A 12,947-nucleotide genomic window follows, 5' to 3' on the forward strand; every position below is an offset into this window, starting at 1 on the left:
AGGGCGGGCCCAGCGTGCACGCCACCGCCGTCAAGGTCGGACAGATCGCAGTGTTGATCCGCGGTCCCTCGGGCTCCGGCAAATCGCGCCTTGCCTTCGATTTGATCATGGCGGGACGGTCAGGCGTGCTCGAAAGGGCCGTTCTGGTCGGTGATGACCGTGTCCATCTGGCGACAGTCGGCAACGAAATTGAGGTGCGTCCCGCGCCTGTTCTGGCCGGCCTGATCGAAATTCGCGGCCTCGGAATCCGCCGCTGCGACTTCGTGGAGCATGCGACCGTCGGCCTCGTGGTCGATCTGGACGCTCAAGACGCGGAACGGCTTCCTGCAGCCGAATCCCTGAAAACAAGCATTTTCGGTGTCGAAATACCGCGAATCCCGGTCAGCCGCGACTATTCGCCCCTCCCCTTGGTTGTCGCAGCCTTGACCACTACCAAGAGTTAACCTTCTGCTAAGCCCTCAGGCAATTGTTTGAAGGGAAATGGTAACCATATGAACCCCACTATCGCGACCGAGTAGACCGGCGCAGCTCCCCTCATCCATCCGTATAGATTCAGGGAGATACGCAACATCCCCTCTTGCGCAGGGGCTCTGGATGGTCAAAGTGGCGCGTTCGTGCGGTGCACCAAAAGCGCCCGCGAGGAGTTTTCCGATGATTGGTCTAGTACTTGTGACCCACGGGCGCCTTGCCGACGAATTCAAGGCGGCGCTTGAACACGTCATGGGCCCACAAAAGCAAATCGAAGCGATCACGATCGGCGCCGAAGATGATTCCGATCTCTGCCGAAGCGACATCATCGAGGCGGTTAACCGCGTCGATTCCGGCGACGGCGTTGCGATCCTCACCGACATGTTCGGCGGCACGCCGTCGAACCTCGCGATATCCTGCATGAGCCGGCCCAAGGTCGAAGTGCTCGCGGGCATCAACCTGCCCATGCTGGTGAAGCTCGCCAAGGTGCGCGAGGAGCGTCCATTGCCGGACGCGATCGCGATGGCGCAGGAAGCGGGCCGCAAATACGTCACCATCGCCAGCCGCGTGCTCGCCGGCAAATGAGCGACGACGCGCCACAAGCGGCGGCAGGCGTGCCCGCGGGCGCGATCTCCAAGGAGCTCCTGATCATCAACAAGCGCGGCCTGCATGCGCGCGCTTCGGCGAAATTCGTCCAGGCGGTCGAGCGCTTCAACGCGCAAGTGTGGGTGACGCGCGGCGGCGAGACCGTCGGCGGCACCTCGATCATGGGCCTGATGATGCTCGCTGCGGGTCCTGGCACGACGATCACGGTAGCGGCGGCAGGCGATGATGCGGAAGCTGCGCTTGCGGCGATCACCGAGCTCGTTGAAAGCAAGTTCAACGAGGAAGGGGTTTAACCCTCACCGTCATTCCGGGATGGTGCGAAAGCACCAGACCCGGAATCTCGAGGCTCCGGGTTCACGCTTCGCGTGCCCCGGAACGACAACAACCTTATTTCCCCGGCGGCGCGATGTAGATGTTCCAGCTCATCGACGGGCCGGCCTTGCCGTGGGTGAAGCGGCGCGTGGTCATCACGATGCGCTCGGCGTTCGGCGCGACTTCCGACACCCATTTCTCGAACGCCGGCAGGCGGCCGTCGGTTGGATCGAACACGCCGATGAAGCCGTACTTTTTGGCGTCGTCACGCGAGGTCAGCCCGGAATCCCAGGCCTCTAACGGCAGCAGCGCGGACGGATGATCCGGGCTGTAGAACACCAGCGGCTGGATCTGTTCCATCGTGCCGGCGACGACGGCCCAGCGCGAGCCGAAGCGGGTGTGCCAGCCTTCCGTCAATTCGCGCGCGAGCTCCGAGCGCGCGCCATAGATCTGTGCGTTGCCGGCATTGGCGGCCATCTCGCGCGCGGCGATCCAGGGCGATGCGGCAAGCGTGGCAACGCTGAGCACGAGCCAGATCGCGGCGATGTTGAACAGCACAGCGCTCTGCACGCGCAGCGCGGGGATCGCGACCAGCGCTAAGGGCACCAGGAAGAACAGCGAGATGCCCCAGTCGGTCTTCATGTAGATGCTGAAGGCCAGCGCGCCGAGCGGCGGGCCGACCGCGACGATGATCTGGACGATCCAGACGTTCAGCGCCTGCGCAACATTGACGCCCGGATTGGCGCCGCGCGCCCAGGCGCGCGTGACGATGCGCGAAGGCGCGCGCAGCAGCAGCTTGAGCCACGGCGGCACCCACGCCATGGCGAGCGCGGCCAGCGCCACCGGCAGCGCCAGCAACGCGACATTATGCAAGGCATAGCCGGCCACGAGCTGATGCACGAGACGGCTGTCATCGAGGCTGTAGGTGTCGCCGGCATAGGCCAGCGGCACGAAATGCGCCTCCGCCAGCCAGACGATGTGCGGGATCATCGCCGCCAGCATCGTCGCGATCGCCACCCACGGCGCCGGCGACGTCAGGAACTTCATCCGCTCCGGATGGATCAACGCGGCAAGGCCGATGGCGCCGATCATGGTCAGCACCCAGTATTTCGTCATCAGCGCCAGCGCGCCGGCAAGGCCGAGCCAAATGCCCGATTGCCATGTCCGCTTCTCGAAGGCGTTGAGATAAGCGAGCACCAGCAGCGGCAGCGTGACGAGCTGGAGCAGGTCGGGGTTGTACTTGAAGCCCTTGAAATTGAAGATCGGATAGAGCGCGATCATCACCACGACCAGGAACGCGCGCCGCGCATCCACCACGCGCAAGCTCAGCAGCCAGCAGATCACCATGCCGACGCCGACGGTCGCCATTGCCAGCGCATAGGTCGCCCAGTCCGTCGCCGGGAACACTCTGAACCAGAGGCCGGCGACCCAGCCCGACAGCGGCGGGTGCTTGCCATAGCCCCACAGGAATTTCTGGCCCCAGCCCCAGGCTTCTGCGACGTCCATGTGAACGTCCTGCGCCGCCTTCAGATTGATCAGGATGAAGGTCCAGAGCACGGCATGCAAGGCCGCGACCTGGATCACCAGCCACAGCCGCGCCTCGGGCCGGGTCGCGCAGGCGACCAGCCAGGCCCGGAAACGGTTGTAACTCAAGCGGGTCTTCGCCCGCGTTCTGGCGGAGGGGATCGAGGTGGTCGACATGGCCCGTTTGCTAGCGCGTTTTGGCCTGCCGTGGAATCAGCTTGCCGTGAAGAAAGGCCCTGAAAATACAGCAATATGGTTGCCGCACGGGGATGTGAGTGGTATCCCGCGCCCATGACGACCGTCCCCATTTCCAACATCCGCAATTTCTCCATCGTCGCCCATATCGACCATGGTAAATCGACGCTGGCCGACCGCCTGATCCAGATGACCGGCGGCCTCTCCGACCGCGAGATGGCGGGCAAGGAGCAGGTGCTCGATTCCATGGACATCGAGCGCGAGCGCGGCATCACCATCAAGGCGCAGACGGTGCGCCTCTCGTACCGCGCCAAGGACGGCAAGGATTACATCTTCAATCTGATGGACACGCCCGGCCATGTCGACTTCGCCTACGAAGTCTCGCGGTCGCTGGCGGCCTGCGAGGGTTCCCTCCTGGTGGTCGACGCCAGCCAGGGCGTCGAAGCGCAGACGCTCGCCAACGTCTACCAGGCGCTCGACAACAATCACGAGATCGTGCCCGTCCTGAACAAGGTCGACCTGCCCGCGGCCGAGCCCGAGAAGGTCAAGCAGCAGATCGAGGACGTGATCGGCATCGACGCGTCCGATGCGGTGATGATCTCGGCCAAGACCGGCCTTGGCATTCCCGATGTGCTGGAAGCCATCGTCACCCGCCTGCCGCCGCCAAAGGGCGATCGCGACGCGACGCTGAAGGCGCTGCTGGTCGACAGCTGGTACGACGTCTATCTCGGCGTCGTCGTGCTGGTGCGCATCGTCGACGGCACCATGAAGAAGGGCCAGCGCGTGCGCATGATGGGCACCGGCGCGGCCTACGACGTCGAGCGCGTCGGCTTCTTCACGCCGAAGATGCAGCAGGTCGACGAGCTCGGCCCCGGCGAGATCGGCTTCATCACCGCCGCGATCAAGGAAGTCGCCGACACCCGCGTCGGCGACACCATCACCGACGACAGGAAGCCGGTGGCGGACATGCTGCCGGGCTTCAAGCCGGCGATCCCCGTGGTGTTCTGCGGGCTGTTCCCGGTCGACGCCGATGACTTCGAGACGCTGCGCGCCGCGATGGGCAAGCTGCGCCTCAACGACGCCAGCTTCTCCTTCGAGATGGAAACCTCCGCCGCGCTCGGTTTCGGCTTCCGCTGCGGCTTCCTCGGTCTCTTGCATCTGGAAATCATTCAGGAGCGGCTGTCGCGCGAGTTCGACCTCAACCTGATCGCGACCGCACCGAGCGTCATCTACAAGATGAAGCTCACCGACGGCACCGAGCTCGAGATCCACAATCCCGTCGACATGCCCGACGTGGTGAAGATCGAGGAGATCCAGGAGCCCTGGATCGAGGCGACGATCCTCACCCCCGACGAATATCTCGGCAGCGTGCTGAAGCTGTGCCAGGACCGCCGCGGCTCGCAGAAGGAGCTCACTTACGTCGGCGCCCGCGCCATGGTGAAATACGATCTGCCGCTCAACGAGGTCGTGTTCGACTTCTACGACCGCCTGAAGTCGGTCTCCAAGGGCTACGCCTCCTTCGACTATCATCTCACCGACTACAAGCCGGCCGATCTCGTCAAGATGCAGATCCTGGTCAACGCCGAACCGGTCGACGCGCTCTCGATGCTGGTCCACCGCACCCGCGCCGAGGGGCGCGGCCGCGCCATGGTCGAGAAGATGAAGGAGCTGATCCCGCCGCACATGTTCCAGATTCCGATCCAGGCGGCGATCGGCGGCAAGGTGATCGCCCGCGAGACCGTGCGCGCGCTGCGCAAGGACGTCACCGCCAAGTGCTATGGCGGCGACATCACGCGCAAACGCAAACTTCTGGAGAAGCAGAAGGAAGGCAAGAAGAAGATGCGGCAGTTCGGCAAGGTCGACATCCCGCAGGAAGCTTTTATTGCCGCGCTGAAGGTGGACAGCTGAGGCAGGGACTTGGGGCGAGCCGGCCCGGTCTCCGGGGCCGGTAAACAAAAAAGTGCGAAAACAACCCCATGCACAGTAGCCGGCCCTTTAATAGAACTACGATTTTTCTGAATTCTGATTTAGCGAAATAGACTTGACCCGTCGGGCAAAACAGGGGCATGATGGCATCATCGCGCCGTCTGTGACGCTGGCATCTATCCGATGCAGGGTCCACGATGATCCGGGCGCTTAGAGCGGTTGAGCCTCGATCACGTTGTGCAGGCCGGCCGGCAAAACCGCCGTCAACGCGAAGCCGGATCTGGCGAAGAGATCTGAAAATTCCTCGCGCGTTCGCTCTCGCCCGCCTGGCGACACCAGCATATTCAGATCGCTGAACTTGGTTGCGGGCATCTCGTTTGGTGGTGCGACGAGCCGCTCGATGAGAAGCAGCTTTGCAGTCTGTCCCATCGCACGCCGACACGCCTTCAATATTGCGACTGCTTCTTCGTCCTCCCAATCGTGGATGACGACCCGCATCACATAGGCATCGCCGCCACCGGGAACCGCTTCGAAGAAACTGCCACCCACGATGTCGCATCGTTCGATGACGCCGCTTTCCGTCAATACGGCCCTTGCTCTCGTCACCACGGTGGGCTGATCGAATAAGGTGCCGCGGACGCGGGGGTGAGCGCGCAGGATGGCGGACAACAACAGGCCTTGCCCGCCGCCCACATCCACGACATGGCCGAACGGGGAGAAATCGTACGCGCGGATTACGGCCTCGGCGCTGCCGCGCGAATGTTCGGTCATGGCCCGGTCGAACGTTGCGCCATGCTCGGGATGCTCGGCGCGGAACTGCCATACGCCCTGGCCATTCAGGCTCTTGAATGCGTTCTCGCCGGTTTCGACACTGTGCAAGAGATGGCCCCAGGCCTGCCAGTAATACGGAGCTCCCACGACTTCCGCCCACGCGCCAATCGATGCCGCCGAATCCGTGCGCAAACAATCACCCATCGGAGTCAGCGCAAACGCCCTGTCTTCGCCCTCGTGAAACACCCCTATTGCAGCGAGCGCGCGCAGCAGCCTGTACAGGGAATCGGCATGGCTCTTTGTCAGGATTGCGAGCTCATCGATCCGACGCGCGCCATCCTTCAGATGATCCGCTACGCGCAGGACTGAGGCGACATGAATGGCCTGCGTGATTTGAAAACCATTGATGAGGCCGAGCAGATCCAGTCGAGGATTGGATGTCACTTGCCGGTCCTCCATGAATGAAACGTCAAATTGCTGCAAGGACGGCGTCGCGCCCGGTCACTGCGACACCTGGTAATCGATTGCTTTCGCCAGCCCCGTCAGGCGTCGATGGTATTCATTCAGCAGAGCGGCGAAGTCGGCGGCGTTTCCGGAACGAGCCGCCTGCCCGACTGCGGCCAGTTTTTCGCGGATGTCAGGTTCGTTCGCGATCGCGCTGACATCCGATGCAATCCGGTCGCGCATCGCGTCGGGCATGCCGCGCTTTCCGAAGAATCCAACCACGCCCTCCATGCGAAGCGCGGGGAATCCGGCTTCGATGACCGTAGGCACATCGGGAGCAAGCGGCGCCCGTGCCTCGCCCGCGATCGCAAGGAGGCGCGCGCGGCCCGAGTGCACCTGCGGCATGATGACACCCAGCGAACCGACATAGATGTCGATGCGGCCTTCGCCGAGATCCTGAAGAACCGGGGCAAGCTCCCGATAGGGCACCAGGGTGAGATCCAGCTTCGCATTCTTGAAGAACCCTCCGACGACGAACGGAGGAAGACCGGGCGAACTGGCCCAGTTCAGCTTGCCGGGCTGGGCGAGCGCTGCTTGCACCAGCCCGCCGAGCGAGCCGATTGGGCTTTTGGCTGGCGCCGCTATCGCCAGCACGACGTCCGAAGTCGGGGCGATCGGGACCAGCTCGCGGACCGGATCATAGGGCAGCTTCGCATTCGTGATCGGATGAACGGTGACGACCGCCGAGATGGCACACAGCAGCATGTGATCATCGTCGGCTCCGAGAAAGGCGGAAACGCCGATGACTCCATCTGCTCCCGGCCGGTTCTCTACGATCACGGCCTGACTCCAGCGACGGGACAGTTGCTCCGCGAAGAGCCTCGCGCTTAAATCCGCTGCCGTCCCCGCCGGCACGGGTGCGATCAAACGGACGGTGCGATGCGGCCAGTCGGCGGCAAAGACCGCAGAACCGCAGCAAGAGGTGAGACCGAGGAGAAAACCGACGATAGCAACGGAGCGACTGAAGATGCTCATGCGTGCTCCTTCGGGAGTGTTCCCGCTCTAACGTGATTTTGGTTTCCGGCGGCCGGCTCCGGGCCGGGCGTATTTTTCGTTCGCCGTAACCACGCGCGACATCAAATCGATAAACAGCTCTCGTTCTGCCGGCTCGAGGCACGACAGCAGCATTTCCTGCGTCGCGAGGGCGCGCGGGCGCAACCGCTTTCGGACCTTGTGCCCAAGCGGGGTGCAGCGAAGCATCCATACCCGCCGATCAGCCTCATTGACGCGCCGTTCGACTAGGCCCTTCGCTTCGAGCTCATCCACCAAACGTCCCGTGTTCGTCTTGTCGATGCTGACGACGCCCGCGAGGCGGCTCTGATCGATCTCGGGGTTGGCCTCGATGATGGTCAGCACCGCCCATTGCGACACCGGCATGTCCTCGCCTTCGAACTCCTCCGCAATGACGGCGGTCGAAATCATGTGGAGCCGCCGGATCAGGTAGGCCGGAACGCGGCGATAGTGCGGGAAAGCCGCTTCCGCCTCGACCCGGGACGACCGGTCCGCCGAGATGATCTCTCTTGTAATCGTCATAATTGTTATTATCTCAATAGTTATTGGGCGAGTCAAGGCCTCGTATTCGGTACTTGGGCCCAGATTCGCCAGCTCGCAGGATGGGTCGAGCTCTCGCGAAACCCATCGCCCTGAGAGGCGGACGCAGTATCTCGTGACTCTTGCTAGCTCGATCCGATGGCGAGGATGAAGTTTGATGGGTTTCGCTTCCGCCTTCGCTTGTCGAGCTACGGCGGACAAGTCACTCTAGCCGTCCCACGAGATCCGTATCCGGCCAAGGCAGTTCTGACCGTGTCTGATAAGGTTCCTGGCGTGATGGACCCTAGACTTGAACGAATAGTCGACAAATTGCCGGCCGGCTTCGCTGACCTGGAGGCGGATGCAATGGCGGATGGCCATCGGCAGATGACCCGCCTGGCCGCTGAGTTAACAGAGACTCCCGCCATCTTTCATGCAGCATACGCCTATTATCTCGGCGGCAGACTAGCGGGCATCGGCGCGATGACCGACGAACCTGCACCGACAGGGCAACCGACGTGGAGAATGCGACGGTTCTACGTGCATCGCGAGTTCAGACGGCGCAATGTTGCCTACGCCATTGCCATGGCGCTGTTGCACGATGCGGCAGGAAGCGTTTCGACCATGACTGTACATGCAGGCGATCAGGCTGCAGCGCAGTTTTGGGAGGCGATTGGATTTAGCCGCGTTGTCGGTCTGGCCTGGTCCCACCAAAGAACGATGCTCGATACAACTGCTAGCAGATGAAGTCGACGGCAGGTCCGGGTTAGGTCCCGGCAGCGCCGATTTCCTACTGCCAGAATCTGTCACTGCCCTGCGCTAGGTCTTTTTCAGTGCACCAATCACTGAAAGGAAGACCATGAATAACCAAAGCAGCGGCGAGGCAGTGCAGATCGCCAACACCTATGTCGAGGCCATCGCACGCAAAGACGTCGATACCGTCATCTCCATCTCGGCGGACGACATCGTTTGCACATCACCGCGCGGGCGGATCGTCGGGACCTCGAAGTTTCGCGAGTTCCACGACGGGTTTGCCCGCATGCTCCGGAAGGTGACGCTCCTCGCCATCTACGGCGACGATCAGCATGCCGTAGTCGTCTACAACGCGGACACCCATCCGGTTGCCAACGCCATGGTTGCGGAACTCTTCAAGGTGAGGGACGGCAAGATCGTGTCGACCGAGGTGATCTACGACGCGGCTCCGTTCTCTGCCTACGCGGCGACGGTCCAACCGCGCTAAGAATCCGGTCTAGGTCATCAAGCGGCGCGGCTGCCCGAAGCCGTGCCGCCCGCCCTGAGCGGAAATCGACTGCCAATCTTTGGCAGGATAGGTGTTAGATTTGCAGCATGTCCAAGAGCCAGCGACTGTTCGTCCTCATGCAAATCCTGCGGCGGCACCGTCATCCGGTGTCGGGCAGCAATCTTGCTACCGAGGCGGGCGTCTCGCTACGCACGATCTATCGCGACATCGCCGACTTGCAGGCACTCGGCGCGCAGATCGAGGGCGAGCCGGGCTTTGGTTATGTCCTGCAGCCCGGCTTTCTCCTGCCCCCGCTGATGTTCTCCGAGCAGGAAATCCAGGCGCTGGCACTCGGTGCCCAATGGGTATCCCGCCAGACCGATGAAGAGTTCGCGCTGGCAGCGCGTAATGCGCTCGCGAAAATCGGCGCCGTGCTCCCGTCGGAGCTGCGACACAAGGTCGACGACAATGCCTTTCATGTCGGGCGCAGGCCGAAGCAGCTTGAGGCCGTCGATCTCCGCATTGTGCGCCAGGCCATGCGCGACCAGCACAAGCTTTCCATCGTGTATCGCGATCCGAAAGGCGCGAAGACCACCCGGACGATCTGGCCGATTGGCGTCGCCTTTTTCGACTCCCGGCGCGTCCTGGCCGGCTGGTGCGAAATGAGGAAGGACTTTCGCTCCTTCCGGGCGGATCGGATCGAAAAGCTCCGGCTCAAGAGCGAACGCTATCCCGGCCGCCGGCGCGACCTCGTCAAGCAATGGCGGGCGCAAGTTGACGCAGATCGCCGTAAGGCACTCCTTGAACGGCTTGAAGGATAGCGCGAAGCTCGTAGGATGGGTTGAGCTCTTGCGAAACCCATCGCCCAAGCGAGCGTAGCTCGATCCTACATGTGAGGATAAGGTTTGATGGGTTTCGCTCCGCTCTACCCATCCTACGGGCTGGAAATACCGGCCTCGGCAATTGTCCTCGAAGACCGCCTCCACACCCAAGTGCGACATTGGCGTTGGCCGTCATTTTCCCTAGGATGAGCCTGCACGATCAGGCACGTGCATTTTTTCAAGTATCAATCATTCAATCCAGCGGAGTTATTTCATGATCCGTTCAAGCATCACGCGTCGCAGACTCCTTGGCGCTGCGGCAGGCTCGGCCTCTGCATTGGCCTCAAGCGCATTCATCGATCCGGCCCGCGCGCAATCGGCCCAGAGAGCCTATGTGCTCGTTCCCGGAGCCTATTACGGCGCCTGGTCCTGGCATCGCGTCACGGAACGCCTGCAAAGGCAGGGGCATCGCGTGTATGCGCTGACGCTGACCGGATTGGCGGAACGCTCGCACCTTCTGAACAAGGACATCACCCTCGACACGCACATTGCCGACATCGCCAATCTCGTCGAATGGGAGGACCTGACGGACATCTGCCTCGTTGCCCATTCCTATGGTGGCTGTCCGGCATCTGGCGCGCTCGAGCGCATCGGAAGCCGGGTGTCGTCCATCGTCTGGGTTGATGCCATCAAGCCCGCGGACGGCCAGTCGCTTCGAGACCTGGTCCCCTTCCCGATCGAAGAGGGGGCGATCAGCCGTCCGGCTCCCAAAGCGCTTCCTCCGACTGCATTCAACGACCCGAAGGATGTTGCCTGGGTGTTGTCGAAGGTCACTCCGCACCCCGTCGGCACTTTCCTGCAGCCGGTCAAGCTCTCGGGAGCGCGCGAAAAGGTGGCCAAGAAGACCTACATCCGCCTACCGAAATTCCAGCTGGCTGCCATGGACAAGGCGGCGGCGGAGTGCAGGGCGGACAGCTCCTGGACGGTCCTCGAAAACACGACGTCCGGCCACTCGGTCATGATTGCCGAGCCGGATTGGTTGACGGACGTGTTGACCAAAGCCGCGTGAGATCGATCTGATCAAGCTCGTAGGATGGGTTGAGCTCTTGCGAAACCCATCACCCTGCCGGGCGAACTTTCACTTCTCGTCAGCTCGACCCGATTGTGGGGATGAGTTTGATGGGTTTCGCTTCGCTCTACCCATCCTACGAGCTGACCGGCGGAAGCGTGCCCACTAGCTTGTGTGCCGTCGGAAAGAGCGGTGGGCACGGCGCTCCGCGCCTTTGCCCACGCTACGAAAGCCGTGCTCGCGTTCTACGTCTTCTTCTTCGCCTGGACGTACCGCGCAAAATTGTCGAGGATCGCCTGCCAGCCGCCTTGCTGCTGCTCGACCGAGTGCGTCGGTTCGCTGTCGAAGACGACGCGGACGACAATGCCGTTCGGACCGGGGTCGAACTCGACTTCGGCCTTTCGATCGCCGAACGCATATTCGATCCGCTTGTGTTCGACGATTTTCGTGTAGGTGCCGGCGAAGTCAAAGCCCATGCTGCCGTCCTTGGCCTCCATGCGCGAGGAGAAGGCGCCGCCGTCCCGCAGGTCGACCGTCGCCCTGGTCGTATGCCAGTCGTCGGACGCGGCGTTCCACTTCACGATATCGGCAGGCGTCGTATAGGCACGCCAGACCTGATCGATGGGGGCGGCGACGCTGGTTTCGACGGTGATCCTCATGGGTATTGCTCCAGTTGCGACTTTGACGGCTCGAATCGACGACATCACGTCACGTATGCCGGGTCCATCTCCGGCACGTCCGCGACGTGTCCACCCAAGGACGATCGAGACCGGTCCATGCCGACATGGTCCGGCCGTCAATGCGCAAAAAAAGTTGGAAAAGTGTCGTCAGCATGTCTGCTGGCCACCCGCTGGCGACGTCAGATCGGCCTTGTCTTCCCCCGGATGGCCATCGACCGTTTCAGGACCTGCTGGGCATCGGCATAGCGGCCTTGATCCTTGTAGAGACCGGCGAGGTTCTCCAGGACACCGGCGAGATCCGGATGGTTGGGACCGAGGGTTTTCTCGAAAGTGACCGCCGACCGCTTGAACAGCCGCTCGGCTTCGGCATTACGCCCCTGGCGCGCATAGAGCGCAGCCAGATTGTTCAGCGCCTGCGCGATGTCGGGATGATCAGGCCCGAACGCCTTCTCGGTCACCACCATCGACCGCTTCAGCAGCCGCTCGGCATCGGCATAGCGATGCCGATTGATGTAAGCATCGGCCAAATTGTTCATCAGCACCGTGGCTTCGGGATCGTCGGGGCCGAGCGCTTTCTGGAGCACGGCCAGTCCCCGCTTGAACAGCGGCTCGGCCTGATCGTATCGGCCCTGGCTGCTATAGACGGCGCCGAGATTGCTCAGCGGCAACACGATCGACGGATCGTCGGCGCCGAGCACTTTTTCGTCGATGGCGATCGATCGCTTCAGCAGCGGCTCTGCTTCCGCGTAGCGCCCTTCCGCGCGATAGAGATCGCCCAGATTGTTCAGCACCATTGCGACTTCCGCATGATCCGGACCGAGCGTCTTTTCCCGGATGGCCAGCGCGCGCTTGTACAGCGGCTCGGCAACGGCGTATTGGCCGAGATTGTAATGGATCGTGCCGAGGTCGTTCAGCGGCATCGCGACGCCCGCGTCATCAGGGCCAAACTCCTTCTCGCGAAGGGCCAGGGACTTCTGGGCCAGTGGCAGCGCTTCCATGTACTTCCCGGCCCGATAAAGCTCCTTCATCTGCCGCGTGAGCGTGCCCGCCTCATCCTCTTTGGCATAGGATGGCGCGCCGAACGACAGGCTCAAGGCAAGCGTGGCGACTGCAACACGGATCGATGCTTTCAGGGCCTTCATCGCGCCTTCCCTCGTCGCTGATAGCAGGGACCTACGCGCCGTTGGTGCTCCCGGAGGCCGGACAGGTTCAATACGGGCCGCGACGCGACGGCCTAGCCGCGAAGTCCCGGCCAGGAGGACGAGCGCGATCGACCGCGCGACAGCGCGGCCGTAAGCCGT

Annotated in this window: 14 protein-coding genes; 8 read left to right on the forward strand and 6 right to left on the reverse strand. The window is 62.5% G+C overall.

Annotation, left to right across the window (positions count from 1 at the left end):
- Positions 1-14: 14 nt before the first annotated feature.
- From JQ592_RS18555 to JQ592_RS18565, 3 genes are all read left to right on the forward strand, one after another.
- Positions 15-443, forward strand: a complete 429-nt coding sequence (locus JQ592_RS18555; protein WP_349630472.1) for an HPr kinase/phosphorylase — start codon at positions 15-17, stop codon at positions 441-443.
- A 208-nt stretch (positions 444-651) separates the two neighbouring features.
- Complete coding sequence (locus JQ592_RS18560) at positions 652-1,053, forward strand: PTS sugar transporter subunit IIA (RefSeq protein ID WP_007597752.1); 402 nt, start codon at positions 652-654, stop codon at positions 1,051-1,053.
- Complete coding sequence (locus JQ592_RS18565) at positions 1,050-1,367, forward strand: HPr family phosphocarrier protein (protein ID WP_080140673.1); 318 nt, start codon at positions 1,050-1,052, stop codon at positions 1,365-1,367. Before JQ592_RS18560 ends, JQ592_RS18565 begins: the two co-directional genes overlap by 4 nt.
- A gap of 94 nt (positions 1,368-1,461) precedes the next feature.
- On the opposite strand, the gene JQ592_RS18570 is transcribed toward JQ592_RS18565, so the two are convergent.
- The gene (locus JQ592_RS18570) at positions 1,462-3,087 is read right to left on the reverse strand and encodes a glycosyltransferase family 39 protein (RefSeq protein WP_211404253.1); all 1,626 of its coding nucleotides are present in this window, start codon (positions 3,085-3,087) and stop codon (positions 1,462-1,464) included.
- A 114-nt stretch (positions 3,088-3,201) separates the two neighbouring features.
- Between JQ592_RS18570 and lepA the strand changes: the two genes are divergently transcribed.
- Entirely contained in the window at positions 3,202-5,013 is a 1,812-nt protein-coding gene (gene lepA, locus JQ592_RS18575) for a translation elongation factor 4 (RefSeq protein ID WP_211404254.1), read from the forward strand.
- A 228-nt stretch (positions 5,014-5,241) separates the two neighbouring features.
- Here lepA and JQ592_RS18580 read toward each other — a convergent pair whose 3' ends face one another.
- Genes JQ592_RS18580 through JQ592_RS18590 form a run of 3 tightly spaced genes read right to left on the reverse strand, consistent with a single transcriptional unit; the run spans position 5,242 to position 7,728 of the window.
- Positions 5,242-6,285, reverse strand: a complete 1,044-nt coding sequence (locus JQ592_RS18580; RefSeq protein WP_246820508.1) for an acetylserotonin O-methyltransferase — start codon at positions 6,283-6,285, stop codon at positions 5,242-5,244.
- 18 nt (positions 6,286-6,303) lie between these two features.
- Positions 6,304-7,281: a Bug family tripartite tricarboxylate transporter substrate binding protein gene (locus JQ592_RS18585; RefSeq protein WP_211404255.1), complete on the reverse strand. Its 978-nt coding sequence runs from the start codon at positions 7,279-7,281 to the stop codon at positions 6,304-6,306.
- A 27-nt stretch (positions 7,282-7,308) separates the two neighbouring features.
- Positions 7,309-7,728, reverse strand: coding sequence for a MarR family winged helix-turn-helix transcriptional regulator (locus JQ592_RS18590; RefSeq protein WP_211404256.1), 420 nt, complete (start codon positions 7,726-7,728; stop codon positions 7,309-7,311).
- 276 nt (positions 7,729-8,004) lie between these two features.
- Between JQ592_RS18590 and JQ592_RS18595 the strand changes: the two genes are divergently transcribed.
- The 4 genes from JQ592_RS18595 (at position 8,005) to JQ592_RS18610 (ending at position 10,966) form a co-directional block, all read left to right on the forward strand.
- Complete coding sequence (locus JQ592_RS18595) at positions 8,005-8,583, forward strand: GNAT family N-acetyltransferase (RefSeq protein ID WP_246820509.1); 579 nt, start codon at positions 8,005-8,007, stop codon at positions 8,581-8,583.
- Positions 8,584-8,695: 112 nt separating this feature from the next.
- A complete protein-coding gene (locus JQ592_RS18600) occupies positions 8,696-9,076 on the forward strand; it encodes a nuclear transport factor 2 family protein (RefSeq protein WP_211404257.1) in 381 nt (126 codons plus the stop codon).
- Between the two features lie 107 nt (positions 9,077-9,183).
- Positions 9,184-9,897 (forward strand): helix-turn-helix transcriptional regulator, encoded by a 714-nt coding sequence (locus tag JQ592_RS18605; protein WP_211404258.1) that lies wholly within the window; start codon positions 9,184-9,186, stop codon positions 9,895-9,897.
- Between the two features lie 274 nt (positions 9,898-10,171).
- Entirely contained in the window at positions 10,172-10,966 is a 795-nt protein-coding gene (locus tag JQ592_RS18610; RefSeq protein ID WP_211404259.1) for an alpha/beta fold hydrolase, read from the forward strand.
- A gap of 245 nt (positions 10,967-11,211) precedes the next feature.
- Here JQ592_RS18610 and JQ592_RS18615 read toward each other — a convergent pair whose 3' ends face one another.
- Both JQ592_RS18615 and JQ592_RS18620 read right to left on the reverse strand, forming a co-directional pair.
- On the reverse strand, positions 11,212-11,625 hold the full coding sequence (locus JQ592_RS18615) for an SRPBCC family protein (protein ID WP_211404260.1): 414 nt from the start codon (positions 11,623-11,625) through the stop codon (positions 11,212-11,214).
- Positions 11,626-11,825: 200 nt separating this feature from the next.
- Positions 11,826-12,788: a tetratricopeptide repeat protein gene (locus JQ592_RS18620; RefSeq protein WP_211404261.1), complete on the reverse strand. Its 963-nt coding sequence runs from the start codon at positions 12,786-12,788 to the stop codon at positions 11,826-11,828.
- Positions 12,789-12,947 lie beyond the last annotated feature (159 nt).

Origin of the sequence: Bradyrhizobium iriomotense (assembly GCF_018129405.1) — a bacterium.
GTDB classification, from domain to species: Bacteria; Pseudomonadota; Alphaproteobacteria; order Rhizobiales; family Xanthobacteraceae; genus Bradyrhizobium; species Bradyrhizobium iriomotense_B.

What these genes read in the sequence shown, in the direction of transcription:
- JQ592_RS18560 (WP_007597752.1), top strand. Translation starts at nt 652, where the DNA reads ATGATTGGTCTAGTACTTGTGACCCACGGGCGCCTTGCCGACGAATTC.
- JQ592_RS18565 (WP_080140673.1), top strand. Translation starts at nt 1,050, where the DNA reads ATGAGCGACGACGCGCCACAAGCGGCGGCAGGCGTGCCCGCGGGCGCG.
- JQ592_RS18570 (WP_211404253.1), bottom strand. Translation starts at nt 3,087, where the DNA reads ATGTCGACCACCTCGATCCCCTCCGCCAGAACGCGGGCGAAGACCCGC.
- lepA (WP_211404254.1), top strand. Translation starts at nt 3,202, where the DNA reads ATGACGACCGTCCCCATTTCCAACATCCGCAATTTCTCCATCGTCGCC.
- JQ592_RS18585 (WP_211404255.1), bottom strand. Translation starts at nt 7,281, where the DNA reads ATGAGCATCTTCAGTCGCTCCGTTGCTATCGTCGGTTTTCTCCTCGGT.
- JQ592_RS18590 (WP_211404256.1), bottom strand. Translation starts at nt 7,728, where the DNA reads ATGATTTCGACCGCCGTCATTGCGGAGGAGTTCGAAGGCGAGGACATG.
- JQ592_RS18595 (WP_246820509.1), top strand. Translation starts at nt 8,005, where the DNA reads ATGAAGTTTGATGGGTTTCGCTTCCGCCTTCGCTTGTCGAGCTACGGC.
- JQ592_RS18600 (WP_211404257.1), top strand. Translation starts at nt 8,696, where the DNA reads ATGAATAACCAAAGCAGCGGCGAGGCAGTGCAGATCGCCAACACCTAT.
- JQ592_RS18605 (WP_211404258.1), top strand. Translation starts at nt 9,184, where the DNA reads ATGTCCAAGAGCCAGCGACTGTTCGTCCTCATGCAAATCCTGCGGCGG.
- JQ592_RS18610 (WP_211404259.1), top strand. Translation starts at nt 10,172, where the DNA reads ATGATCCGTTCAAGCATCACGCGTCGCAGACTCCTTGGCGCTGCGGCA.
- JQ592_RS18615 (WP_211404260.1), bottom strand. Translation starts at nt 11,625, where the DNA reads ATGAGGATCACCGTCGAAACCAGCGTCGCCGCCCCCATCGATCAGGTC.
- JQ592_RS18620 (WP_211404261.1), bottom strand. Translation starts at nt 12,788, where the DNA reads ATGAAGGCCCTGAAAGCATCGATCCGTGTTGCAGTCGCCACGCTTGCC.